Raw genomic sequence first — 25,151 nt, 5'->3', positions numbered from 1 at the left:
ATTTTTGCGAATTGTTATTTCCTTATTAATTAGTTATTAAACCGTCACTAATATCAATCTCGGTTTGAGGTATAGGCAATACTTCCGCACCGGCGCTGAAAGGAGTCTTAGCTCCAAATTCCGCCTTCTTGGTTCCGTTAAAGACTTTCTCTCCCCATCCTACACGTACCACGTCAAAGAACCGGAAGCCTTCCATTCCAAACTCCAGATGACGCTCGTTCATGATGTCTTCAAACAATTGGCTTCCTGTATGGTTTTTAGGAGCCAAGTTGATATGGCTTCTTACCTCATTCAGATACTTTTGCGCATTAGCGATATCGCCGCTGAAATAACAAGCCTCGGCATAGTTCAAATATACCTCCGCGAGGCGGATAAGCCTGAGGTTCGTGGGTTGGTTATTTCCCCGGTTCTCCTCTCTTTGTCCGGGCGCAAGATATAATTTGCGATTGTACCAGCCCGTTCGGTCGTCCGTAACGGGTGCCACATCGCCTTTGGCCGCGGTCTCGATCTCTATGGCCTCTTCCGTGGAAAGGAGAGTGGTCTTCTTTCGTATGATATCCCCCTCGGCATCATAAGCGTCTGCCAAGGCCTGTGTAGGTTGTGCGCAACCGAAGCCGATCGTCATGTTTCGGGGCATAGACATCAGCACGTGACGGTTGCCGTTATTAACGCCATACCCGCTTTGGGTTGTGGAGGTATACATATTTACTTCAAGGATTGAAGAAGAGCAGTGCTCGCCGTCCAGTGAGAATTGCCAAGCGTAATCCTCCGGAGCGACCAAGCTATACTCACCCCCGCACTCATTCTGGAATTTCTCGAATGCCTTTTTTACCTCATCGTATTTTTTCTCATACAGATAAATACGTGTTTGCATGGCGATGGCCGCGCCTTTGGTAATCCTTCCCGCATAGCTTGACTCGTAGTTAGCCACCTCACTTTTCTTAGGTAATACGCTAACCGCATCGTTTAGGTCTTGCTCGATAACCGAGTATATCTCTTCGACAGACGCACGTCCGAGTCTCTCATGATCGAGATCCAAGACTCCCGTATAGCAAGGAACACCACCAAAGGTTTTCACAAGCTCGAAATAAGTATAGGCGCGAATAAACTTGGCCTCACCGATCATCTGTTCCCTGTTATATTTCGAGAATAGGGCATCGTCTGCCATTTCCATATCCCGTATAAACAAATTGGCCTTATTAATACATTGGTAAGAATACCGATATTTGTTCAAGATCTCGGTATGATCCGCTTGATACTGATAATTCTCCAGCAACGTGAAGGTTTGTGCGTCGTTCGAAGAACCGCTGTAGGTCGCGTCATTCGACAACACGTCGCCGAAACATTGCATTGACCATGTGTAACGGAAGTCCTTCATGACGGAATAGACAGCGGTCAGACGCAAGAAAGCTTGTCTTTCCTCTGATATCTCTCCAGCCTCCGGACTTCCTAACGGAGCTAAATCCAAATCTGCACAACTGCTGAATCCTGTTAAAATCGCTAGTACGATTCCTATGATATATTTGTTTTTAAACATGACATTATAAATTTTAAAAAGTAACATTAATACCTCCGGTGAATGAAATGTTCTGAGGATAGATACCGTAATCTATGCCTCTAGACAAAGAGCTGGACTGACCCACTTCCGGATCCATACCCGAGTAACTGGATATCGTAAACAAGTTCTGGCCGCTTACATAAAAACGTACTTTTTGTAGTTTTATCCTCTGCGTGAGAGAAGCGGGCAGGGTATAACCTAGCTGGGCGTTTCTCAAGCGGAAATAAGTCCCGTTTTCTACGTACATGTCCGAGAAGCGGTCATTGTCGTTTACGTCCGTAGCCGTCAGGCGAGGGATGTCCGTATTTGTATTATTTGGCGTCCAATAGTTCATTAACGCTCTATCCTTGTTCGTTATATCGTTCGGGAAGTAGGTGTAATAACGCATCGCGTTGAATATCTGATTACCGATTGTTCCACCAAACTGCAAATTGAGGTCGAAGCCTTTCCACGCCATACCCATGTTGATACCGTATATGATATCCGGAATAGGATTACCGATCATGCATCTATCACTTGAGTCTAACTTGCCATCGCCATTCGTATCTACGAACAATACATCGCCCAATTCGGCATTAGGTTGGAAATCCGCCCGCTTAACGGCATTCAACTGTTCCTGTGTTTGGATAAGCCCGTCTGTCTTATAGCCCCAGAACGCGCCGATAGGCATACCTTCATTCGTATAGGTGAGGTACATGCTTCCGTTTCGGAATGGTCCATCGGAGATTGGTGTGCCACCATTCAATTTCGTCATGCGGTTACGGATGGTCGACATATTTACTCCCACGTTGTATTCGAAACCGCTTTCGGTCTTGTCTCTCCACTCGAGATTCATCTCGATACCGCGGTTGTTCGCCTCGCCGATATTGGTGTAGGTGTTGCTGGCATATCCCATATAGATAGGCATAGGAGCGGCCAGCAGCATGTCCTTCGTTGTCTTGTAATAATACTCGAAGCTGAAGACCATGCGGGTGTTAAAGAAGCTTGCGTCAAGACCGATATTCAGAGATTCCGTGGTCTCCCATTTAATATCCGGATTGCCCAATCTGCTCACGGCAATACCTTGATACAAGGTCTCATTCTCTCTCGCTCCGAATAAAGCACCGTATTGCGTACTCAATGACAGCAAACTACGATCCACATAATTGGTGATATTCTGATTTCCGATCTGTCCCCAACCCCCGCGGAGTTTCAAGGAGGAAACCCATTCGGCGTTCAATTTCTGGAAGAACGGTTCGTTGTCGATTCTCCAACCTAGAGCGAACGAGGGGAAGTTACCCCAGCGATTCTTGGAAGAGAATTTAGAGGAGCCGTCTCGCCGGAAAGTGGCTGTAATAAGGTATTTGTTATTGTAATCGTAGTGTAGGCGGCCCAGATAAGACATCAAACCATATTCCGTAGCGCTATTGCTGGCCGTGGTCTTGTTCTTGTCCAGCGTAGCGTCTATATAATGCAGGTTATCCGACTCTCCGATAAGATCTCTCGCATTTACGCTCAAGGTTTCCTGCTTACCCCATTCATTGGTATAACCTACGAGAGCGGATATGGAGTGCTTCTCGGCAAACGTTTTCTCATACGAAAGGGTATTCTCGAACGTATAGTAATGCCCTTTGGTCTGCGACTTCGATAAACTACTCTCTAAATTTCTTTGGCTTGAGGATACCTCATAGACAGGCGAGAAGGTTTTATTGTCTACCCTTCTGATTTCCGCTCCGAAGCTACTCTTGAACTTCAATCCTTTTATAATCTGCCATTCCCCATACATATTGCCGATGAAAGCAAGTTTCTCCCGTTGATTATCCCGATACATGATACTTGCCAATGGGTTATAGTAGTCAATATAAGGAGAGTAACCATATGAACCGTCTGCGTTTTGGGCGGGAGTTACCGGATCCAAACGGATTGCGTTACTTACGACACCATAGTCGGAGTCGTACACATTACTACTGTTGCGCTCGCTAATACTTGCGTCGGTAGATCTTGCGATCGACGCGTTGGTACCCACTACCAAATGATCTTTGAGCACCGTTTTTTCCGTGCTTTGACGGACACTGAACCGTTCGTAGTTGGATTTCTTGATCGTTCCATCTTGGTTGATATAGTTCAAGCCCAGATTGAATTTATAGTCGTTCTCTTTACCACCGCTTATGCCGACACTGTAGTTATGCATAAAGGCCGTATGCGTAATCTCGTCCATCCAATTGGTGGAAACATTACGATTGACAAGGGCCAAGTTGATGGGAACGCTCCTCACTGTGTTCAACTGCTCCTGATAGTCGTACCATTCCGGACCTGACATCAAATCGAGATTATTCAATATTTTGTTCATACCCCAATATGCGTCGAGCGTAACGGTGGTTTTTCCAGCGGCGCCTTTTTTCGTAGTGATAAGGATTACGCCGTTCGCGCCACGGGAACCGTAGATAGCGGAAGCGGAAGCGTCTTTAAGCACCTCCATAGACTGTATATCCGATGTGTTCAGGTAGTTTATATCCGTCACGGGCATCCCATCCACGACGAACAATGGCTCCGCGTCGTTTACCGTACCGACACCTCTGATACGGATCGTGGCGGCGGAACCCGGAGATCCGGAACTGGAAGTGACGGATACACCGGTAGCCAAGCCTTGCAATGCGGTAGAAACATTGGCCACTGCTTGGCGAGCGATTTTCTCCTCGCTCACGGACGAGATAGCCCCCGTGATATCACTTTTCTTCATCGTACCGTAGCCAATCACTACCACCTCATCCAACTTTTGTGTGTCCTCTTGCAAGGAGATGCTTAAAACCGATTTATTGCCTACCGGAATCTCCTGGTTCATATAACCGATATAGGACACTTGCAAAATAGCGTCTTTGGCTACTTCCAACGTGAATTTTCCATCTATATCCGTTATTGTCCCGTTTGTTGTCCCTTTTACCATCACATTGGCGCCAATTATCGGCATACCGGTAGCATCAATCACGGTTCCGGTGATCTGACGGGTGTTTTGTTGCGGGGTGGATACGATTGATGGTTTCTCTATAATCATGATGTCGCTTTTAATGCGCATGTTTGGGGAGTGTACGGAAGCGTATACCCCTGTGGTAAAAATAAATAGCGGGATTGAGGTTAACTTCATGACTCTGCCCAATTTAGTTTTTGTGTTTAATCGGGGGTTAGGATTCCCCTTACAAATTTCATTCATACATTTGTAATGTTTTAGTGTTAGTATTAATTGATTTAAAGGCGTTTAGAAACTTGTTTGGCTGGATTATATAGCCATATCTTCCAGCCAGTTTCCTTGCTAGATATGGTTCATGATGGCTCCTGTTTCATAGGCTCTCCTTTCTTTAAGATTAACTTTAGTAAACTGAATATGTTTATTTGGTTGTTTGGTTTGCAATATTCGTGAAAAAAAACGACACCTGCAAGCAAGTCTCTGCTAATTTAATATTGTGTATTCAATCGATAGAAGTCATTAATACGGCTTAATTATGTCAATTTGTCATTTCTCTCTCCTTCTGCTTCTTGTATTTGAGATAGGATAGGGTGTGTGTGTATTATATGCGATTCTCTGGTAGTTAAGCCCTGACGAATAGAATGTGTATGAAGGAAAATACTTGCAGTTTGCCTTCTTTTTATCAATATCCGCCGAATTATTATATCTCTTGTTTCAGAAAACTAATAAATGCCTCCTGAATGATATTTGAAAATCAGTCGACTTTTTTGCCGTTCTAGAGCGCAAAGGCTCTATATAGTCTCGTTTTTCAGTGTACAAAAGATTGAGATTAGGAGTAGATCCCAGCTAAATTAGAGCAAGTGCCGGATAATCCGAACTAGATGCCGGGTAGATGTCGGTTATCTGACGGGAAATAGAAATTATAAGCCGACTAAATACATACAAGTTTAGGATATATCCTAAAAAATGTGCTGTTTTGGGTACTAAATTCCATAATAATCGGTTTAAAAGTAACTGTTTTGAAAAAGTCTGTGTTTGAAATATGTTTAAGAAGTTAACATTATGATAGTGTTTCGGTAATTCTTTTTGCATTCAGATAGTATGGTTACATTTGTCTATTCATTTCAAATATTATTAAAAAACAGAGAGATATGGATGAGAAAGGATTCGTGGAAGGGGTGAGAAGGTATATGTCCCAGTTACGAGAGGAAAAGCGTTATTCCTCCGCCAAAAGTTATCAGGATGCGTTGAACTCCTTTATAAAGTATAGTGGAACAGAGAACATTTCCTATTCGGATATCAATAAGGCCAATCTTCACCGATATGAGGCTTATTTGTTGGAAAACGATTGCATGCGTAATACGGTCTCCACGTATATCCGCCGTTTGCGTTGTATTTATAACAAGGCGGTGGAGAATGGTGATGCGGAATATATCCCCGGTTTGTTCCAAGGAGTTTTTACGGGAGTGGAGAGTAAGCGCAAGAAATCCCTATCCTTAGAGAACCAACATAAGTTGATGACGGTGAAGGTAGAGAGTGAGGTGCTAAGGGAGACACAACTGGTCGTTTGTTTGTTGTTTCAGTATGCAGGAATGTCGTTCGTGGACTTCGCCCACCTAAAAGAAAGGAATATCAAAAACGGGATATTGGACTATAATCGGCAGAAGACAGGCACACCGATGAGACTGGAAATCTTGGATACGGCAGAATTGATGCGCAAGGAATTAATGGGTGACAAGAAGCCGGCCTCAGGCTATTTATTCCCTTTTTTGAGTGGAACGAAGACGGGCTATGAGGCATATCTCGAATACAATGCGGCCCTATCCCGATTCAATCGAAATTTGAAGGCGTTGAAAAAGGCCGCTGGAATAGCATCGGATGTTACTTCTTATACGATCCGCCATTCCTTTGCCATGGCATTGAAAGAGCAAAATGTCCCTATAGAAATGATCAGTGAATTATTGGGGCATAAGTCTATCAAGACCACCCAGATTTATCTGAGAAGTTTCTCTTTAGAAAAAATGACAGAGGTGAATAGCACTTGCTTTGGTTGTGTCTATAATTATGTGTCGAAAGTGGGATGAGGCTACTTAGTGAGTAGCGTTTGTTTCACGCCGCAAATGTAGTAAAAAATAACAAAAAACAAGCAATCATTAGGGTTTGTTTGTGTTTCCAGTTGGATTCTCGTTAAATCTTCGTTCTTATTTCTGATGTATAGACATGGCAATAGAGACGAAATGGCCTCGTATTTCCGAAATCATCACGTCCCCCCCTAAAATCGAACATACATTCTTGTAGAGATGGGTATACCTCGTCTCATCCCCTCTAAAAGATGTTTTAAATTACTGTCAGACGGTGGGAGACGGAGCATGCTCCGTCTCTACAACTGAGTAATAACCATTCTCCCACCTTTTGCGCTACTCACTAAGTAGCCTAATTTCTCACATGGCGAAAAAGGGTTATGGTGCATATATCAAACTATCTCTTTTAAGCAATCAACGAAATGCGAGCGAATGTTGTAAAAACGGTTGTAAATTCGGTACCTCATGAGGGTATCGACGCCGTAGGCGTTGAAAGAACCATTCCTGAAAACCCGTTACGGCGAAAATCTGATCAGAAACATTGGTACATCGCTATCGTCAACAACAAGTCCGAGAAACTATGCCGTGACAAGCTGGAAAAGCGCATAGCCAGTCAGCCGGAAGGCGAGAAGGACTATGAGGTTTATATAGCCTCCCAAAAAGAGATGTGTCTTCTGCCAAGCGGCAAGCGTAAGCAAGTAGACCGGATCGTCTTCCGTTCCATTGTATTCATCCGTTGCACCGATGTCTTGCGTAGGAAGGAGATCGTGCATCTTCCTTATATCAAACGTTTCATGGTAAACATAGCTGGCGAACGATCTGGAGGCATACGCCCCGTAGCCTTCATTCCGGATGAGCAGATGGTGAAACTCCGTAGGATGCTGGACGATTCCGAAGAGCCTGTCATTATCGATCCCCGTCCGCTGCCTCTTGGAGCGAGGGTACGTATTAACGGCGGTAAGTTGCATGGTCTAGAAGGTAACGTGCTGGAAGTGGAGGATGGCAATCTTAACTTTGTGATCCGTGTAGATCTACTGGGATGTGCCAAAGTAAATATCACCCGTGACCTGCTAGAGCTATTATGATACACATAGATGGATACGCACTACGGTAAAAAAGAGGATAGATCCGGAGTACGCCTTATCTCGTTGTTAGGAAACCATTTGAAAGAGATTCTTAAGCGAGAGTCGGATAATCGTGCCTTCATCCATCTTTACTGTACGGGTCCGTATTGGGTGGCGTTCGAGAAATCAGCTTACCTGTTACGCCAAATATCTTCCCGTACCTTAGTGACCCCGTTAAGCCTCACCACGTACCCGTTTCCAATCGTGATGGTCTCTTGGACAGATGGCGAGTTACGTTCCTATACACGTAACCATCTTTTCCATTGCGAAGGCAATGACTACGGTCGGTTATCCGTCCCTACTCGTACGCTTGACGGTTACAAGGAGTGGCATAAGGAAGAGGTGAGGTATTTTCCGATGCCGGAAGTAAAAACCACGTCCATGGATCGTGACATGGAGATTGATTAAAGATACTTCTGAGGTTCAAGAGGGCCTCTAATCAAGAATATATTATCGCTAGGTCGCAATTAGAAAATGAGAATTAGGCGGCCGATATCGATCAAGAGGTCAGCTATCTCTAGTAGCGAGGAGAGTCCCTTTTTCTTTAACCGATAGACTAGACTCTTGCTTTAGCTTATACCACTCCAACCACTTGAGAGGTTCGGTCGCTTATTATTATAGTTAGATAGATATGAATAAAACAAATATGGAAAAGGTGAAATATCGTTATAATCGCTGGCGTTTAGCGCTGGGGCGTCTGGTAAATTTGCGGTATATCAACCGCTGGATCATTTTTTGTGCGGATCTTTTCATTTCCCTATGTGTATCTTTGATAGGAGTGCTGGGATTATTGTCCATCATGCATGTATACATAAGCGGGATTAGTGTATTAAAGGTAGGAATAGCTTCCTTTGTGGCCAGTATCCTTTCTTTTCTTACGTTCAAGGTTTATCACGGGGTGATCCGTCATTCCACGCTACGTGGACTATGGAGGATTGGTGGTGTCGCCATCACAAAATCCATCCTCATGTTCATACTGCTTCATCTTTTGAAGGCGGATTTCAATTCCTCTATATATTGGGTGGGAGGGATAACCGATTGTATGTTGACGATTGTTCTGCTGATCACCTTACGTGTATTCGTGATTAATGTATATAATAGCGTGTTGTCCCAACTTGGAAAAAAGCGCAAGCGTGTACTGGTGTTCGGTATGGATGAGGATAGCGTGATGATAGCCACATCACCCAACCGGCAAGTATTCATGCAAAATTATAGCATCATCGGCTTCTTGACGTTTGGTAGCGCTAAAAAGAACCTTCGCATAGCGGAACTTCCCGTTTACCAGATCGAGGACATTGATGACTTGTTGTGTCTGATCCCCAGAAATAACTTGGATGGTATCCTTTTCCCGAATATAAAGACCGTCCGACGAGAACGTGATCGTTTGATTCATTATTGCGAGCAGGCCTCCTTGAAGCCTCTCGTGGTTCCTGATATGGAGGAGGTCCATGAGGGCGGAATGAAGCGTTCAGTCCGTGAGATCCGTATTGAGGACTTGCTGGGTCGTGAGGAGATCAGTATAAATCTGGGCGAGATCGGTCTCTTATTGAAAGATAAGACGATCCTTGTTACGGGAGCGGCCGGTAGCATTGGTAGCGAGATCTGCCGCCAGCTGGCGCATTTCCCGATCAAGAAACTGATCTGCCTTGATGCCGCCGAGACTCCGATGCATGACTTACGCCTGGAATTGGAGGAGAAGTATAAGGAACTGGATTTTGTACCTATCATAGGCGATGTCCGGAATCCGGACCGTGTAGATTACGTATTTCGCAATTGGCATCCCCAGGTAGTATTCCATGCGGCAGCTTATAAGCACGTCCCCTTGATGGAAGAGAACCCTTGCGAGGCTGTTCGTACCAACGTGTTTGGTACCCGAGTGATAGCGGATGCCGCCGTAAGCTATGGTGTAGAGAAATTCGTGATGATCAGTACGGATAAGGCCGTTAATCCAACGAATATCATGGGATGTAGCAAGCGCCTCGCTGAGATATATGTGCAGAGCTTGAGTGTGGCGATCAGTAAGGGGGCTCTAGCGGGAAACACTAAATTTATCACGACCCGTTTCGGTAATGTATTAGGAAGTAATGGTTCCGTGATACCTCGTTTTCTCGATCAGATCGCCAAAGGAGGCCCAGTTACGGTAACCCATCCCGATATCATCCGCTACTTCATGACAATCCCCGAAGCCTGCCGTTTGGTGTTGGAAGCCGGTACGATGGGCAAGGGCGGCGAGATATTCATCTTTGATATGGGTGAGCCGGTCAAGATCGCTGACTTAGCGAAGCGTATGATCGAGCTTTCTGGTTTGCAGGTGGATAAAGACATAGAGATTAAATACACAGGTCTTCGTCCCGGTGAGAAATTATATGAGGAACTATTGAGCAACAAGGAGAATACGAAGGAAACCCCTCATGAGAAGATTCGTGTGGCAGCAGTCCGGGAGTACGCCTACAAGGATGTGGTAGAGCACATTGATCTATTAGCTGAATTATCCCTTCATGTACATATTCTTCCTATGGTGAGAGAGATGAAATCCTTCGTCCCCGAGTTCAAGAGCCAAAACTCTCAATTCACGAGATTGGACGGAGTGAATTAGCAATTTAGTTGGTAGTTATAAATCTGAATTATAAATGATTATCGCAGTAGATTTTGACGGAACAATCGTTGAGCATAAATATCCGGCGATAGGGAAGGAGATCCCTTTCGCTTTCGAGACATTGAGAAAGTTACAAACAGAACACCACAAGCTGATCTTATGGAGTGTGCGAGAGGGTAAGCTTTTGGATGAGGCTGTCACCTTTTGCCGAGAGCGGGGCTTGGAGTTTTACGCCGTGAACCGAGATTACCCGGAGGAAGAGAAAAGCCTGAATAACCATTTCTCCCGTAAGCTGAAGGCCGATATTTTTATTGATGACCGTAATCTTGGTGGTCTCCCGGACTGGGGTATGATTTACGAGATGGTGAGTAAAAGACTTTCCTATGAGGATTTAATGCGGAAATACGAGTCGGAATACGAACCGGAGAAACCGAAAGGCCTTTTCTCTCGTTTGTTTCGCTAAATCCATATCATTCTGTGTTCTAAGAAATAAAAAAAAAGATAACAAAATAATATGAAAATCAAAAGATTACTACTTTTATTAGCTCTACCTCTATTGGTAGCGAGTTGTACTTCTTACAAGAACGTACCATACCTCCAAAACCCAGAGGCAGTGAACGATTTTGAGGAGACCCTTCCGTTGTATGACGCCAAGATCATGCCAAAAGACTTGTTGAGCATCACGGTCAATACGACAGACCCGAAGGCTGCGACTCCATTCAACTTGACGGTACAGACTCCAATCAATGCGGCTTTGACAAATATCAGTACGACCACACAACCGACCATGCAGCAATACTTGGTGAATAATAAAGGAGAGATCGATTTCCCTGTTATCGGTCGCTTGGAAGTGGGTGGTCTCACCAAGAACGAGGCGGAGGACTTGATTCGTGAGCGTTTGAAACCTTATTTGAAGGAATCCCCGATCGTTACGGTCCGTATGGCTAATTACAAGATCTCCGTGTTGGGTGAGGTGGCCCGTCCGGGTAGCTTCACGATCGGCAACGAGAAGGTGAACGTTCTGGAGGCTTTGGCGATGGCAGGCGATATGACGATTTACGGTGTCCGTGATAACGTCAAGCTGATCCGTGAGGACGTGAACGGTAAGCGTGAGATCATTAACTTGAATTTGAATAATGCCGAAGTCGTGACTTCCCCGTATTATTACCTGAAGCAAAACGATATTATTTACGTGACCCCGAACAAGACGAAGGCTAAGAACTCCGATATCGGTAACAGCACGACCCTTTGGGTAAGCTCACTCTCGATTCTGGTATCTATTGCCGGCCTGTTGGTAAACATACTTAAGTAATTGAAAATTGAAAATTGAGAATTGAAAATTAAGAGAGATGATAGACGAACGGATAATTAATAACACTGGGATAGAGAACGAGGAACAAGAGATTGATTTGGTCGCTCTTTTATTCAAATACCTTTTTTATTGGCGTTGGTTTGTTGCTAGTATATTGATATGTTGCATCGCTACTTACCTGTTTCTTCGTTATCAAACGCCTGTATATAACATTTCCAGTTCCGTGTTGATAAAGGAGGAGGATAAGCGAAGCGGTTCGGGCAACAATCCGTTGGCGGCCATTCAAGATTTGGGAATGTTTTCCATGACAAATAATTTTGATAACGAGGTGGAGATATTGAAATCCCGTACATTGATAAAAAAAGTCGTGAACGACCTGAATTTATATGTTCGTGTAGCGGAAAAGCGAGCGTTCGGTTATGCGATGCCTCTTTATAAGAATAGTCCGGTGCGGATTTATATGACACCGGAAGAGGCCGATAAATTGGAGGAGCCGATTAAGCTGGATCTTACATTTACAAAAACAGGAAAATTGTCTGTTAAGGCTGAATATGTGCAAGATAAGGAAGAGCAAGAGATAGAACAGGCATTTGATCAATTGCCGGCGGTGTTACCAACACCTGTGGGTGTTTTAAGCTTTACGCGAGGCGATACCTTGTATATGGAAGAAGAGGAAATCGCTTTACGTGTTACCATAAATACGCCGACGGAGACCGCCGAGGATTATATGAAAGACTTGAGCGTGACCGCCTCTTCCCAGACCACGACGATAGCGAAGATCAGCGTGAACAATACAGTAAAGGAGCGAGGCGTGGATTTCGTGAATCGTTTGGTTGCGTTCTATAATCAAGACGCGAACGATGAGAAGAATGAGGTAGCTCAGAAAACCGCTGAGTTCATAGAGGAGCGTATCGGTATAATTAACCATGAGTTGGGTACGGCGGAGAGCGAGTTGGCGGATTTCAAGCAACGATCCGGTCTGACGGATTTGACAAGTGATGCCCGTCTAGCCTTACAAGAGAGTTCCAAGTATGAGCAGCAACGTACGGAGAACGCTACACAGATCAGCTTGGTTCAATTTCTGCGTACCTATATCAACGATCCGGTCAACAAGGAAGAGATAATTCCTGCAAACGTAGGGTTACAGGATCAAAACCTCACTAGGGTGATTGAACAATATAACACGATGATCATCGAGCGTAAACGTTTATTACGTACCTCTTCGGAAAATAACCCGGCGGTGATAAACATGAACACCGGCGTTGAGGCGATGAGACGTAATGTCGAGACAACCGTGAATAGTGTCTTGCGAGGACTACAAATCGCCCAGAAAGATATTGAGCGTCAGGCTAGTAAATTTGAGAGCCGGATTAGTGATGCTCCAAAGCAAGAGAAAGAGTTCATGACTATTTCTCGCCAGCAAGAAATCAAGGCGACTTTATATATCATGCTGTTGCAGAAGCGGGAGGAAAATGCGATCACATTGGCAGCCACGGCTAATAATGGTCGTATTGTAGAGGAACCATTACCCGGGAAGGATCCTGTGGCTCCCAAGAAGCTCGTGTTTTTATTGGCTGCGTTTGTGGTGGGCCTGTTTATTCCGGTGGGAATCATCTTTGTCGTGGAATTATTGAAATATAAGATCGAGAATCGTGGCGATGTGGAGCAATTGACGAATGTTCCGATTTTGGGCGAATTGCCCTTGTGTGGTCATAAATCCTCCGATAAGGGAGCGATCGTGGTGCGCGAGAATAAGAACGACATGATGGAGGAGACCTTCCGAGGTTTGCGGACCAATCTGCTCTTTATGCTCCGGAAAGATCAAAAGGTCATACTTTTCTCTTCTACGCAGCCCGGAGAAGGTAAGTCTTTCGTGACTGGAAATCTCGCTGTCAGCTTGGCTTATTTGGGAAAGAAGGTGGTAGTGGTTGGTATGGACATCCGTAAGCCGGGCTTGAATAAGGTCTTCGATTTATCGAAAAGGCAGGAAGGAATATCTAATTATCTGATGGATCCGGAGGATAAGGATCTTTTTGATCTTGTGCAGCCTTCCGGCATCAGTCCGAACCTGGATATCCTTTTAGGAGGAACGATTCCCCCGAACCCGACGGAACTGGTAGCCCGTGATACCTTGGAGAAGGCGATAGAGCAATTGAAATCCCGTTATGACTACGTGTTGCTGGATACAGCCCCGATCGGTATGGTAACTGATACGGCCATAATAAGCCGTGTGGCCGACATGTGTGTTTATGTCTGCCGTGCGGACGTGACCCCGAAAGCCGCTTTCTGCTACATTAATGTTCTTAGGGACGAGCATAAATTTGACAAGTTGGCGGTAGTGATCAATGGAATCGACCTGAGCAAACGTAAGAACACCTATGGTTACGGTTATGGTAAGAAATACGGTTATGGCTATGGTAAACATTATGGTTATGGATACGGCTATGGGTATGGTTTTGAGGCGGAGAATAAGAAAAAGAAATAATAAGGAAATTTATAAAGAGTCATGAGACACGTATTATTTAGTCCCCCTGATATAACAGAGGCAGAGATCAGTGAAGTTGTTGATGCTTTGAAGTCCGGTTGGATAACTACCGGACCTAAAACTAAAAAATTAGAACAGCTGGTAGCAGAACGTTGTCATACCTCAAAAGCTGTTTGTTTGAATTCAAATACGGCATGTGCTGAGATAACTTTGCGTATATTAGGTATAGGAATCGGTGATGAGGTTATTGTTCCAGCCTATACTTATACAGCTACCGCAAGTGTGGTAGAGCATGTGGGGGCAAGATTGGTCATGATAGATTGTGAGCATGGAAAGTTCACGATGGATTATGAGAAATTAGAAGCGGCGATAACCGAGAGAACAAAAGCTATAATCCCGGTGGATTTGTTTGGTATTCCTTGTGGCTATGATACGATTTTCGATATAGTAGAACGGAAAAAGAATTTATTCCATCCAAATGATAACCCGATTCAAAAAGCCTTGAATCGAGTGATTGTTATGGCTGATGGTGCTCATTCTTTTGGAGCCTCATATAAAAAATTCCCAATAGGTTCTGTCGCCGATTTTACGAATTTCTCATTTCATGCGGTGAAAAACCTAACAACAGCGGAAGGCGGTGCGGTTGTTTGGAGAGATATTGAAGGGATAGATAATGATGAGTTATATCACCAATATATGTTATTGAGTCTTCATGGTCAGAGTAAAGACGCTTTGGCAAAAACGAAGTTGGGAGCGTGGGAGTATGATATTATTGGGCCATGGTATAAATGTAATATGACAGATGTCTGTGCGGGCATAGGTCTAGGACAAATAAAAAGGTATGATGAGATTTTGTCCCGTCGAAAAGAAATTATAGACCGTTATAATAAAGGATTGAAGGGGCTACCTATTACGGTGGTAACGCATTATACTTCAGATATTGTCTCTTCTGGACATTTATATATTATAAATCTGAATGACAAAGATGCCGAACAACGGAACAAATTTATAGAGAAAATGGCCGGATTAGGAGTTGCGACCAATGTACATTATAAACCGCTTCCTATGCACACAGGCTATAAGAAATTGGGGTTCAAGATAGAGGACTATCCAAATGCTTATAAGCAATTTAAAAATGTTGTGACATTGCCGCTTCATACCTGCTTGTCTGATGAAGATGTGGATTATGTGATTGAGTGTGTGAAGGAATGTTTAAAATGAGATCTACTAATAAAAATGATGGGAAAGAAAGTTCTAATATTGGGAGTTGCGGCAGTACAAATGGATGCAGTTAGCCAATTAAAAAAAATGGGATGTGAGACATTCACATGTGCAATGGCTAAAGATGGACCTGCTGCGGATTTATCAGATCATTTTAATTTGATTAATATATTAGATGAGGAGAAATTAGCAACTTTTATAGTTGATAATAAAATTGATGTGGTCTATTCAACAGGATCAGACTTAGCGATGCCTGTAGCATGTCGATTGAGTGAGAGACTTGGATTACCTCATTTTGTTTCTTCTTATGCAGCGAATGTTTGTAATCATAAGAACTTGATGCGTGAGAGACTAACATTGGAATGTGAAGGAAATATACCTTTTCAAGTGTTAGATTCTATAGATAAAATAGCAATTCAATATCCTGCTATTTTAAAACCATCAGATGCGCAAGGGCAAAGAGGTATTTTTTTAATTCGTTCACAATCTGAATTTGAGTCTCATTTTCAAGATGTGGTTAAATATTCTAGAGAGGGAAAAGTTATTGTTGAAAAGTACATCGAAGGGCCAGAGGTTTCAGTTAACGGTTATATGGTCAACGGAGTAATGCGATTCTTAATTGTTTCGGATCGGGATACTTGGCCGGAATATACCGGGTTGATACATAAACATATTGTTCCAAGTAAAGCCGTTTGTAATACAGCTAATTCTAAAATAAAAAGAATCGTAGAAGATGCTTGTAATCGGATTGGAATATTGAATGGTCCGGTTTATTTCCAGATGAAAGTAATGAACGGTCATCCGTACATCATAGAAATGACACCACGTTTGGATGGATGTCATATGTGGAATTTATTGGCTAGATCTACAGGGGTTAATTTGATGAAGTTAGTATTTGAGCATCTGCTATATGATGATATTTCAGAACTAAAATGTTTGAATTCGGATATTAAACCGATGGAGTTGGTTTTCTTTTGCCAAAAGCCAAAAACAATAATGGATCAATCTGCTTTCTTGATACCCAAAGATTCGGAGGACAGTTTTTTCTATTATGCGACAGGTGATAATATACGTCCGGTAAATGGACGTTTTGACAAGGTGGGGTATTTTATCCATAGTCTATAAAGGAGTTTTTGGTAATGAGAATTGCTATTACGGGAGCAGGTGGATTTATAGGCTCAAAAGTATTGGAAAAACTTGCTGATTATGATGAGATAGATATTCTTGCGTTGTCAAGAGTTCAAAATGATAGAACACTCTATAATAAAGTAAGATGGGTAAAGACCGATTATTCAGTAGATTCATTAAATAAAGTATTGAAGAATGTAGATGTGATTATTCATTTAGCGGCTACAAGAGGTACACAAGGCTTGATTTCCGATTATCATGTGAATGAGATTGTTACTGAAAATATTTTATTGGCAATGAATGAATTGAATATTAAGCATCTGGTTTTTGCTTCTTCTATTGCAGTTTATTCAGATACAACAAAAATACCGTGGCAAGAGGATATCAGTCTTTCTCCTAAAACTCTTTATGGGATATCAAAGGCATCTTGTGAATATCTCTGTGCTTTTTATACCCGTAAGTTTAAATTCCGATATACTATTTTGAGAATTGCTCAAGTTTTGGGATTAGAGGAAAAGCGTAAAGGCATGATGAATAATTTCATCGAATTTGCATATCAAGGAAAACAATTGATAGTGAAAGGTAAGAGTGTAGCTAAACGTCAATTTATTTATGTTGATGATTTGGCTGAGACTTTTGTTTTGTGTGCAATCAAGCAGAAAGAGGAATCAATCATTTTGAATGTTGGTATGCAAGAGGCTTATACAAATTTGTCAATTGCAAATACGGTAAATTCAGTATTTGAAAATACTAATTCAATAGATTATCAAGAGGATATAGATGAAAATATTGACTCCTCTTTTATGGATACTCATCGCTATGTTAGTTTTTTAGGCTTTAAGCCTAAAACAATGAAAGAAGCTTTGTATGAATTGAAAAATCGAATAGATTAGATGTATAAAAATGTAATTAAGCGTCTTATAGATATTATAATATCTTTGATGTTGATTCCTTTTATTTTGATATTAATAATCCCGGTGGCTTTGTTTATAAAATTAGAAGATCATGGTGATGTTTTTTATAATGCAGAACGCTATGGATGTAATATGAAAAAATTTAAAATGTTTAAGTTTAGGAGTATGAAAATGAATGCTCCTGATGTAAGGAATGCTGATGGTACTACTTTTAATTCTGAAAAAGATGTTCGATTAACCAAGATCGGTGGATTTTTGAGAAAAACAAGTATCGATGAACTTCCTCAAATATTTAACGTACTTTTGGGGGATATGAGTTTTGTTGGTCCAAGACCTAGCCCGATGGGTAATGAAAATACTTATACGGATTTTATAAGAAAAAAATTTGGTGTTAGACCGGGTATTACTGGATATAATCAAGCCTTAAAACGGAACAGTGCTACACTAGAGGAACGGTATAGAAATGATGTTTACTATGCGGAACATGTTTCATTTCTTTTAGATTGTAGAATTATTATTATGACATTAAAATCTGTTCTTCGTAGGGAAAATGTGTACAAAAATTGAATATTTTAAACATAAGTGGAATGATATCAGTTGTTATACCTACATATAATCGTGCTCAGACAATACGTATGGCAGTGGATAGTGTATTAAACCAGACATATCGAGATATTGAGTTGATTATTGTTGATGATGCTTCTACGGATGGAACCCAAGATGTTGTTACTCAGATCGCAGATGATAGAATTCGTTATTTGCGATTAGAGCAAAGATCTGGGGCCTGTAATGCGAGAAATATAGGAGCATTATCTGCAAGAGGAGAGTTTATCTCCTTTCAAGATAGTGATGATAAATGGCATCTTGATAAATTGGAGAAGCAATACCAATTTATGATTGATAGAAATTTGGATTTCTCCTTTTGTGGCATGACTCGGATTATGTTGGAGGATCCCAATAGGAAATATTATTATCCAAATGTAGATATGGATGATAATAAAGATTATTTTGATCAACTTCTTTATTTAAATAGAGTTGGTACTCAAACGATTATATGTAAGCGAGAATGTTTTGAAAAAATACGTTTTGATGTTACATTAAAGCGTTTTCAAGACTGGGATTTTGCGTTACAAGCTGCTCGAATTTATTCCATAGGTTACTTGAGGGAAAGTTTAGTGGACTCTTTTGTACAAAAAGATAGTATATCAAAAAGTAGTTTGGCCAATAAAAATGCATGGGAATCATTATATAATAAATATAAAAAGGATATACAAAAAAATCCGACTACTTATGCTAAATATTTGTTTAGATTAGGAAACGAAGTGGTTCTTTTTAATCAAAAAGTGGCTATGGAATATTATAGAAATAGTTTTTATATAAAGAAATCAAAGGAAGCCTTGGTGTTTTTTGTCTTGAGCTCACTGAGAATGAAATCAACTATAAGCAAGTTATTGGATTATCAGAAAAATCATCTTTTTAGATAAATAAGAGTAATGCGAAAATATTTGTTGGTATATCCAAATCGGGATTATGGTAGATTGATGTGGAGAGATTTAGAAAAACTCGATAATGTGGATTTTATTAATAAACCATTGTTTGTTAATAATGTGTTGATTGATCTGCTTTTTCGTATTCATTTTAGCTTTAAATTGAATATGAAAATAGAATTGCCATTAAAACTATTTTGGGAGAAATATTATTCTTTAGATCATTATGATTTTGATCAATCGAATGAATATGTGATTCTGTTTACAGATCCTTCATTGTGTAATTATAGAAATAATTTTCTTGAGAAGTTGAAGAGGAAATCTAATGTGACTATGGTTCTTGTCTTAATAAATTCATTTTATAGAATGAGACGTATTATTGAGCCTATGTTGAAGAATTTTGATTTGATATACACATATGATGAAAAGGAGGCAAAGTTATTTGGATTTTCTTATTATCCTACTGTTTATTCAATGGTAGATGTGGGTGATGTTGAAATGATAAAGCGTAAATGTTTTTTTGTGGGGGTTGCAAAAGATCGGCTGGAAAAATTGATCCGTATTTATGATAAATTGGAACTTTGTGGATGTAATCCAATTTTTTATATATCAGGAGTACCTAGGAAAAAGCAAAAAAGAAGGAAGGGAATTGTTTATAATACTTGGCTGCCATATAAATCAGTGTTGAAAGAGATTTTAAGTTCTGAGTTTATTGTGGAAATAATGGATAAAAATAATGCAGGAATTACGTTGCGTACTTTAGAGGCAATTTGTTATAATAGGAAATTAGTAACAGATAATGAGAAAATACTTTGTTCTCCATTTTATAGAGAACAAAATATTTATTTGCTAAGTTGTGGATCTGTTTTATTAAGTGATTTTTTAAAATGTGTAGATAAGGTGGATTATGGGTATGATGGGAGATATTCGCCTGTGTTATTTGTGGATAAATTAGATCGTTATTTGAATAAAATTTAATTTATATTTGTTTTATGATAGCACCGTTTTTGTTGTGTGTTTTTGCTGCTTGTTTTAGTAAGTTTGTTTATGGTAAATTATATAATCCTAGTACTGTATTTTTTTTGATTTGGATGCTGTTGCTGGCTTTTTCAAGATTAGGGTTGTTTGGCGTTCCTGTACCAAATAGTGATACGTATTTGTTGTTATTTATAGGATTATTCTCTTTTTTTGTTGGGTTTGTATCTGTTGATTTAAAGAAATGGTTTGGGAGAAAAAATATTTTTTTTAGAAAATTTGAAAGCGATGTAAAATATTCATATGTATTGAATTTTAAAATTGTAATTGTTCTATACTCTATAACATTTGTATATTTAGCTTATCAAGCGGTTATTGTTATTGGATTATTGCAATCAGGCCTAACCCTATCTGCAATTCGAGAGTTGTTTACTTCTTCAGATCTAAATTTGTTGAGACAATCAAATTATATGGTTGCTATACAAAATTTTATAGCGACACCTACTGTCTATTTAGCTATAGCGATACTCCCAATAGAATGGTTTAAAGGTAATAGAAATAAGATTTTTATTGTTTCAACTATTCTGATGATTATTGCTTGGGTTCTTACTTCTGGAGGTCGATCTGTTATTCTATGGATGGCTATTTATGTTATATATTTATATAAGTGGAAGGGTGTAAAGATAAAATTGAAAAAAGAAAATAGGAGAAAAATTGTACTGGTTGTTTTGTCTTGTATTATATCATTGATTTTTACAACGATATCAAGGAAAGGTGAAAATGTTGATTTTTTCTTTCAAATGTATCAATATTTCGTTGTTCCAATTGCTCATTTAGAATATAGAATAAATGAATTGAATGCTTCTTTTTTTAATGTTTATGGGTATGGTATGGCTTCGTTTTATGGTGTTTTTTATCCTTTTATGTTTATTTTAACGCTTGCGGGTTGGAAATATCCAATATGGTTAACTACTATACGTGATCTTTCATTTATGAACTTAGAAAATGTGGTGTTACTTGGGAGTGCTAGAATGAATGCATTTGTAACTACTTTTTTTCAATTTTACTTAGATGGTGGGATGTTTGGTGTTTTTGTTGGGGGGGTATTGTTTGGTTTTTTTGTTATGCATTTTTATAAAAAAGCGAAAAATGGTACAGATGATAAATATACGCTAATTTATTTATTATTGTTGCAAAAGTTGATTTTCTCATTTGTTAGATTCTATTTTACACAGCCCGTTCAAGGCATAAGCTTTTTAATGGCTTTTTTTGTTTATAAAAGAATTAGATTGTGAGGTGTTTAAAAATATAAATTGTAAAAATTTGCCAAGTTTAAGGAGAAATATAGTATATCAGTTCTTGTATGAATTGTTGATAGTTTTCATTCCTCTATTTACGATCCCCTATGTATCAAGAGTTTTAGGTGCTGAGAATATAGGACTTTTCTCTTATACATATGCAGTTGCTAACTATTTTGTTTTGTTTGCAAATCTTGGAATTAAAAATTATGGAAGTCGAACGATTGCTATGGTTCGAAATAATAAAGAAGAATTGAATAGGAACTTTTCTGAAATTCTATCAATTCACATTATTTTTTCAATAATTGTAATATTTGTTTATTTAGTGCTTTTGTTTTTTTTTGTAGAGGATAATCTGGTCATATTTCTTATTCAGAGCATTTATGTTTTTGCTGCAGTCTTTGATATTAATTGGTTTTTCTTTGGAATAGAGAAGTTTAAGCTGACAGTAGGAAGAAATACTCTTGTGAAAATTTTGTCTGTATTTTTAGTTTTAGTTTTTGTTAAGACACAAACTGATCTTTGGATTTATGCGCTAATATTAGCCCTTTCTGTTTTTGTCGGGCAGTCAGTAGTTTGGTTTGCTTTAAAGCAATATGTCTCATGGAGGAGGCCTTCTTGGGCTAATATGAAACAACATATTCGACCCCTATTTGTATTGTTTTTGCCGATATTGGCATTGAGTCTTTATAAGTATATGGATAAAATTATGCTAGGATCCATTTCTTCGAATGTTCAAGTCGGGTTTTATGAAAATGCTGAAAAAATAATTAATGTGCCAATGAGTTTGATAATGGCATTTGGTGTAGTTCTTATGCCTCGAATTGCAAATATGGTGACGAGTAAGGATAAAGGAGAGGTTTTTAAGTTAATTGACATGTCGATGGAAGCTGTTATGTTATTAGCAATAGCTATCTCTTTTGGATTGGCAGGTATTTCATTTGTGTTAGCCCCCATCTTTTTTGGTTATGAATTTGAAGAATGTGGAATTCTTATAATGGGATTGGCTGTGACAGTCCCGTTTATGGCTTTTGCCAATGTGATAAGAACTCAATATTTAATACCTTATAAAGAGGATAAAATATTTGTTGTTTCCTTGTTTTTAGGTGCTGCTGTTAATTTGATTGTGAATATAATTTTGATACCATATATGGCTGCAAGAGGAGCTGTTATAGGAACTATTTTTGCTGAAATTATTGTTTGTATATATCAATCGTATTTTGTTAGAAAAAAAATTTTCATTAAAAAATATTTGTTAAATACGATTCCGCCTATACTAATTGGGATAGTAATGTTTGTTTTTGTTTTTCAAATAGGAAATGTAATGAATATAAATATTGTTACATTAATACTTCAACTTCTGGTAGGTATGTTTATTTATGCTGTTGGTGTGTTTTTACTTATGTTAAAAAGTAGAACACGGTTGATGGTTTTGTTGAGAAAATTTGTAGTAAGATATTAGTCGCTTATTATATATATTATGAAACATTTTATTCAAGCTAAATTGCCTTTGATATACCAATCGATTGCTTATATTGAATATTATAAAGATTTTTTAAGAAACAAAAAAATGTCTTTGGCTGTTTCGAGAATGTCTGATGAGGAACTTAAAGCTTATGATGCGTGTCTTTATAAAAATAGGCAAGGTAAAGAACTGGATTGGGAAAACCTAAAAACTTATACTGAAAAAATGCAGTGGGCGAAATTATTCGATAAAGATCCTCGAAAAACATTGTGTTCAGATAAGTATAAAGTGAGAGATTGGGTCGCAGATAAAGTTGGAAGTGAGTATTTGGTCCCATTACTAGCGGTATGGGATAAATATGACGATGTAAATCTCGATATATTACCTAATCAATTTGTTCTTAAAACTAATCATGGTTCTGGAGATGCGGTGATTATTCGCAATAAAAAAGCGATAACACTTGCTAAAAAAATAGAGTTGAAAAGGAAATTGAAATTCTCTTTAGAGACGGATTATAGTTGTAGGTACTGTGAAATGCATTATAAGGATATTTCGCCTAAAATTATCGCAGAAGAATTTATAGATTCTAGAGGCTCTGATTTGGTTGACTATAAGTTTTTATGTTTTGATGGAGTGCCTTACTATTGTTGGGTTGATATGGATAGATTTACAAATCATACTAGAAATGTTTATGATTTGAAATGGAATATTCAAGCGTGGAATCAACGATCATATGGTAATTTTAAAGGTGTAGTAGATAAGCCGAAAAATTTCGATATAATGATTGAAATAGTAAAAAAATTATCTCGAGGCTTTTCTCATGTTCGAGTAGATCTATATAATGTTGATGGGAAAATTTATTTTGGTGAAATGACATTTACTAATGGTAGTGGATTTGAGGATATTTCCCCTATTGAAGCTGATTTGATGTTGGGGGATTTATGGAAAATAAAGGAATTGGACTTTTAGGGAAAGTGTTGGAATGATTTTTCTTTGTAAATGTATTTGTCCTGTTTTACCGGATCTTTATTTGTGAGGTATTCTGAGTTAAATACTAATAATTGAAAATTCATAATTATGAAAGGAATTGTTTTAGCCGGTGGCTCGGGTACCCGATTCTACCCAATCACTAAGGGAGTGAGCAAGCAGTTGCTCCCTATTTTTGATAAGCCGATGGTGTATTATCCTATCAGTGTGTTAATGCTGGCGGGCATCCGGGATATCTTGATTATATCAACGCCCTATGATTTGCCGGGATTCAAGCGTCTGCTTGGGGATGGCTCTGATTATGGGGTGCGTTTCGAGTATGCAGAACAGCCCTCTCCGGATGGATTGGCACAGGCATTTACCATTGGAGCAGAATTCATCGGTGATGACAGCATTTGCTTGGTGCTAGGTGATAATATCTTCCATGGTAATGGATTTACCTTGATGCTAAAGGAGGCGGTTCGTACTGCGGAGGAAGAGAATAGGGCTACTGTTTTTGGCTATTGGGTGAGTGATCCGGAGCGTTATGGCGTGGCCGAGTTCGACCAGGCCGGCAGTTGCCTGAGTATCGAAGAGAAGCCGGAGTGTCCCAAGAGCAACTACGCCGTGGTCGGATTGTATTTCTACCCGAACAAGGTTGTTGATGTAGCGGGTAGCATTCAACCGTCCGCACGTGGAGAGTATGAGATCACTACGGTCAACCAACGATTCTTGGAGGATGGAGCGCTGAAAGTCCAGACTTTAGGCCGAGGCTTCGCTTGGCTGGATACCGGTACGCACGACTCCCTGAGCGAGGCATCTACGTATATCGAGGTATTGGAGAAGCGTCAGGGGGTGAAAGTGGCCTGCTTGGAGGGTATTGCATACCGTCAGGGATGGATAACCGAGGAGCGTATGCGAGAGCTGGCGCAACCCATGCTTAAGAACCAATATGGGCAATATCTACTAAAGGTAATTGAGGAATTAAAGGAGACAGGAGATCCGAATTTAGGTTAAGATGGAGGTAATAAAGACAGATATAGAGGGCGTGGTGATCATTGAGCCGAAGGTGTTTGATGACGCTCGGGGATACTTCTTCGAGAGTTTCTCGCAGCGAGAGTTCGAGGAGAAGGTTCGTAAGATAAATTTCGTACAGGATAATGAGAGTATGTCCTCATACGGAGTGATGCGCGGCTTGCATTTTCAGAGGCCCCCTTTTACGCAGAGCAAATTGGTGCGTTGCGTGAAAGGATGTGTCCTTGACGTAGCCGTGGATATTCGCAAAGGAAGTCCAACTTATGGTAAGCATGTAGCCGTTGAATTGAGTGAGGATAACCATCGCCAGTTTTTCGTGCCCAGAGGGTTCGCTCATGGATTCGCGGTATTGAGTGAGATAGCTGTTTTCCAATACAAATGCGATAATTTCTATGCTCCGCAAGCGGATGGGGGCATCTGTATAAAGGATGAGAGTCTGGGCATAGATTGGCGGATACCAATGGATAAGGCCCTTCTCTCGGAGAAGGATATAAAGCATCCATGCTTGGAGGATTTTGACTCACCGTTTGATTATCATGTAAATTTATACCTTGAATTTGAATAA

Annotated in this window: 20 protein-coding genes; 18 read left to right on the top strand and 2 right to left on the bottom strand. The window is 40.1% G+C overall.

All coding sequences use genetic code 11. The annotated features are described in order from the left end of the window. Positions 1-25: 25 nt before the first annotated feature. A complete protein-coding gene (locus tag DW033_RS11935; protein WP_122382775.1) occupies positions 26-1,537 on the bottom strand; it encodes a RagB/SusD family nutrient uptake outer membrane protein in 1,512 nt (503 codons plus the stop codon). Between the two features lie 13 nt (positions 1,538-1,550). Then, positions 1,551-4,745 (bottom strand): TonB-dependent receptor, encoded by a 3,195-nt coding sequence (locus DW033_RS11930; RefSeq protein WP_172618159.1) that lies wholly within the window; start codon positions 4,743-4,745, stop codon positions 1,551-1,553. Between the two features lie 905 nt (positions 4,746-5,650). Here DW033_RS11930 and DW033_RS11920 point away from each other — a divergent pair. From DW033_RS11920 to rfbC, 18 genes are all read left to right on the top strand, one after another. After that, positions 5,651-6,583: a site-specific integrase gene (locus tag DW033_RS11920; protein ID WP_005865208.1), complete on the top strand. Its 933-nt coding sequence runs from the start codon at positions 5,651-5,653 to the stop codon at positions 6,581-6,583. Between the two features lie 419 nt (positions 6,584-7,002). Continuing rightward, complete coding sequence (locus DW033_RS11910; protein WP_005865210.1) at positions 7,003-7,665, top strand: transcription termination/antitermination NusG family protein; 663 nt, start codon at positions 7,003-7,005, stop codon at positions 7,663-7,665. Positions 7,666-7,674: 9 nt separating this feature from the next. Next, positions 7,675-8,112, top strand: coding sequence for a hypothetical protein (locus DW033_RS11905; RefSeq protein WP_005855475.1), 438 nt, complete (start codon positions 7,675-7,677; stop codon positions 8,110-8,112). A 238-nt stretch (positions 8,113-8,350) separates the two neighbouring features. Continuing rightward, positions 8,351-10,300, top strand: a complete 1,950-nt coding sequence (locus DW033_RS11900; RefSeq protein WP_122382769.1) for a nucleoside-diphosphate sugar epimerase/dehydratase — start codon at positions 8,351-8,353, stop codon at positions 10,298-10,300. A 34-nt stretch (positions 10,301-10,334) separates the two neighbouring features. Further along, positions 10,335-10,763: a BT0820 family HAD-type phosphatase gene (locus DW033_RS11895; RefSeq protein WP_048927731.1), complete on the top strand. Its 429-nt coding sequence runs from the start codon at positions 10,335-10,337 to the stop codon at positions 10,761-10,763. Between the two features lie 51 nt (positions 10,764-10,814). Further along, complete coding sequence (locus tag DW033_RS11890; RefSeq protein WP_005855491.1) at positions 10,815-11,612, top strand: polysaccharide biosynthesis/export family protein; 798 nt, start codon at positions 10,815-10,817, stop codon at positions 11,610-11,612. Between the two features lie 37 nt (positions 11,613-11,649). Next, positions 11,650-14,097 carry a polysaccharide biosynthesis tyrosine autokinase gene (locus DW033_RS11885; protein WP_122297437.1) on the top strand — a complete coding sequence of 816 codons (2,448 nt, stop codon included), beginning with the start codon at positions 11,650-11,652 and terminating at the stop codon, positions 14,095-14,097. Between the two features lie 21 nt (positions 14,098-14,118). Further along, positions 14,119-15,318, top strand: coding sequence for a DegT/DnrJ/EryC1/StrS aminotransferase family protein (locus DW033_RS11880; protein WP_005865220.1), 1,200 nt, complete (start codon positions 14,119-14,121; stop codon positions 15,316-15,318). 18 nt (positions 15,319-15,336) lie between these two features. Further along, positions 15,337-16,443: an acetyl-CoA carboxylase biotin carboxylase subunit family protein gene (locus DW033_RS11875; RefSeq protein ID WP_005865222.1), complete on the top strand. Its 1,107-nt coding sequence runs from the start codon at positions 15,337-15,339 to the stop codon at positions 16,441-16,443. Between the two features lie 14 nt (positions 16,444-16,457). After that, a complete protein-coding gene (locus DW033_RS11870) occupies positions 16,458-17,339 on the top strand; it encodes an NAD(P)-dependent oxidoreductase (protein ID WP_005865224.1) in 882 nt (293 codons plus the stop codon). Next, positions 17,340-17,927, top strand: a complete 588-nt coding sequence (locus tag DW033_RS11865; RefSeq protein WP_005865226.1) for a sugar transferase — start codon at positions 17,340-17,342, stop codon at positions 17,925-17,927. It abuts the gene before it with no gap. 20 nt (positions 17,928-17,947) lie between these two features. Then, entirely contained in the window at positions 17,948-18,844 is an 897-nt protein-coding gene (locus DW033_RS11860) for a glycosyltransferase family 2 protein (RefSeq protein ID WP_005865228.1), read from the top strand. A 9-nt stretch (positions 18,845-18,853) separates the two neighbouring features. Continuing rightward, complete coding sequence (locus DW033_RS11855; protein ID WP_057327103.1) at positions 18,854-19,825, top strand: hypothetical protein; 972 nt, start codon at positions 18,854-18,856, stop codon at positions 19,823-19,825. 14 nt (positions 19,826-19,839) lie between these two features. After that, on the top strand, positions 19,840-21,117 hold the full coding sequence (locus DW033_RS11850; protein WP_005865232.1) for an O-antigen polymerase: 1,278 nt from the start codon (positions 19,840-19,842) through the stop codon (positions 21,115-21,117). Then, positions 21,092-22,582 carry a flippase gene (locus DW033_RS11845; protein WP_227793695.1) on the top strand — a complete coding sequence of 497 codons (1,491 nt, stop codon included), beginning with the start codon at positions 21,092-21,094 and terminating at the stop codon, positions 22,580-22,582. Before DW033_RS11850 ends, DW033_RS11845 begins: the two co-directional genes overlap by 26 nt. 18 nt (positions 22,583-22,600) lie before the next feature. Beyond that, complete coding sequence (locus DW033_RS11840; RefSeq protein ID WP_121961067.1) at positions 22,601-23,554, top strand: ATP-grasp fold amidoligase family protein; 954 nt, start codon at positions 22,601-22,603, stop codon at positions 23,552-23,554. A 108-nt stretch (positions 23,555-23,662) separates the two neighbouring features. After that, positions 23,663-24,568, top strand: coding sequence for a glucose-1-phosphate thymidylyltransferase RfbA (gene rfbA / locus DW033_RS11835; protein ID WP_005865238.1), 906 nt, complete (start codon positions 23,663-23,665; stop codon positions 24,566-24,568). Position 24,569: 1 nt separating this feature from the next. Continuing rightward, on the top strand, positions 24,570-25,151 hold the full coding sequence (rfbC, locus tag DW033_RS11830; RefSeq protein ID WP_005865240.1) for a dTDP-4-dehydrorhamnose 3,5-epimerase: 582 nt from the start codon (positions 24,570-24,572) through the stop codon (positions 25,149-25,151).

The organism is Parabacteroides sp. AF39-10AC (genome assembly GCF_003635405.1).
Taxonomy (GTDB): domain Bacteria; phylum Bacteroidota; class Bacteroidia; order Bacteroidales; family Tannerellaceae; genus Parabacteroides; species Parabacteroides distasonis.
Note: the sequence above shows the minus strand (reverse complement) of the source record. Positions and strands in the feature narration are given on the sequence as shown.

Excerpts from the sequence above, each read along its gene's own strand:
- DW033_RS11935 (WP_122382775.1), bottom strand. The coding sequence starts at position 1,537 with ATGTTTAAAAACAAATATATCATAGGAATCGTACTAGCGATTTTAACA.
- DW033_RS11930 (WP_172618159.1), bottom strand. The coding sequence starts at position 4,745 with ATGAATGAAATTTGTAAGGGGAATCCTAACCCCCGATTAAACACAAAA.
- DW033_RS11920 (WP_005865208.1), top strand. The coding sequence starts at position 5,651 with ATGGATGAGAAAGGATTCGTGGAAGGGGTGAGAAGGTATATGTCCCAG.
- DW033_RS11910 (WP_005865210.1), top strand. The coding sequence starts at position 7,003 with ATGCGAGCGAATGTTGTAAAAACGGTTGTAAATTCGGTACCTCATGAG.
- DW033_RS11905 (WP_005855475.1), top strand. The coding sequence starts at position 7,675 with ATGGATACGCACTACGGTAAAAAAGAGGATAGATCCGGAGTACGCCTT.
- DW033_RS11900 (WP_122382769.1), top strand. The coding sequence starts at position 8,351 with ATGGAAAAGGTGAAATATCGTTATAATCGCTGGCGTTTAGCGCTGGGG.
- DW033_RS11895 (WP_048927731.1), top strand. The coding sequence starts at position 10,335 with ATGATTATCGCAGTAGATTTTGACGGAACAATCGTTGAGCATAAATAT.
- DW033_RS11890 (WP_005855491.1), top strand. The coding sequence starts at position 10,815 with ATGAAAATCAAAAGATTACTACTTTTATTAGCTCTACCTCTATTGGTA.
- DW033_RS11885 (WP_122297437.1), top strand. The coding sequence starts at position 11,650 with ATGATAGACGAACGGATAATTAATAACACTGGGATAGAGAACGAGGAA.
- DW033_RS11880 (WP_005865220.1), top strand. The coding sequence starts at position 14,119 with ATGAGACACGTATTATTTAGTCCCCCTGATATAACAGAGGCAGAGATC.
- DW033_RS11875 (WP_005865222.1), top strand. The coding sequence starts at position 15,337 with ATGGGAAAGAAAGTTCTAATATTGGGAGTTGCGGCAGTACAAATGGAT.
- DW033_RS11870 (WP_005865224.1), top strand. The coding sequence starts at position 16,458 with ATGAGAATTGCTATTACGGGAGCAGGTGGATTTATAGGCTCAAAAGTA.
- DW033_RS11865 (WP_005865226.1), top strand. The coding sequence starts at position 17,340 with ATGTATAAAAATGTAATTAAGCGTCTTATAGATATTATAATATCTTTG.
- DW033_RS11860 (WP_005865228.1), top strand. The coding sequence starts at position 17,948 with ATGATATCAGTTGTTATACCTACATATAATCGTGCTCAGACAATACGT.
- DW033_RS11855 (WP_057327103.1), top strand. The coding sequence starts at position 18,854 with ATGCGAAAATATTTGTTGGTATATCCAAATCGGGATTATGGTAGATTG.
- DW033_RS11850 (WP_005865232.1), top strand. The coding sequence starts at position 19,840 with ATGATAGCACCGTTTTTGTTGTGTGTTTTTGCTGCTTGTTTTAGTAAG.
- DW033_RS11840 (WP_121961067.1), top strand. The coding sequence starts at position 22,601 with ATGAAACATTTTATTCAAGCTAAATTGCCTTTGATATACCAATCGATT.
- rfbA (WP_005865238.1), top strand. The coding sequence starts at position 23,663 with ATGAAAGGAATTGTTTTAGCCGGTGGCTCGGGTACCCGATTCTACCCA.
- rfbC (WP_005865240.1), top strand. The coding sequence starts at position 24,570 with ATGGAGGTAATAAAGACAGATATAGAGGGCGTGGTGATCATTGAGCCG.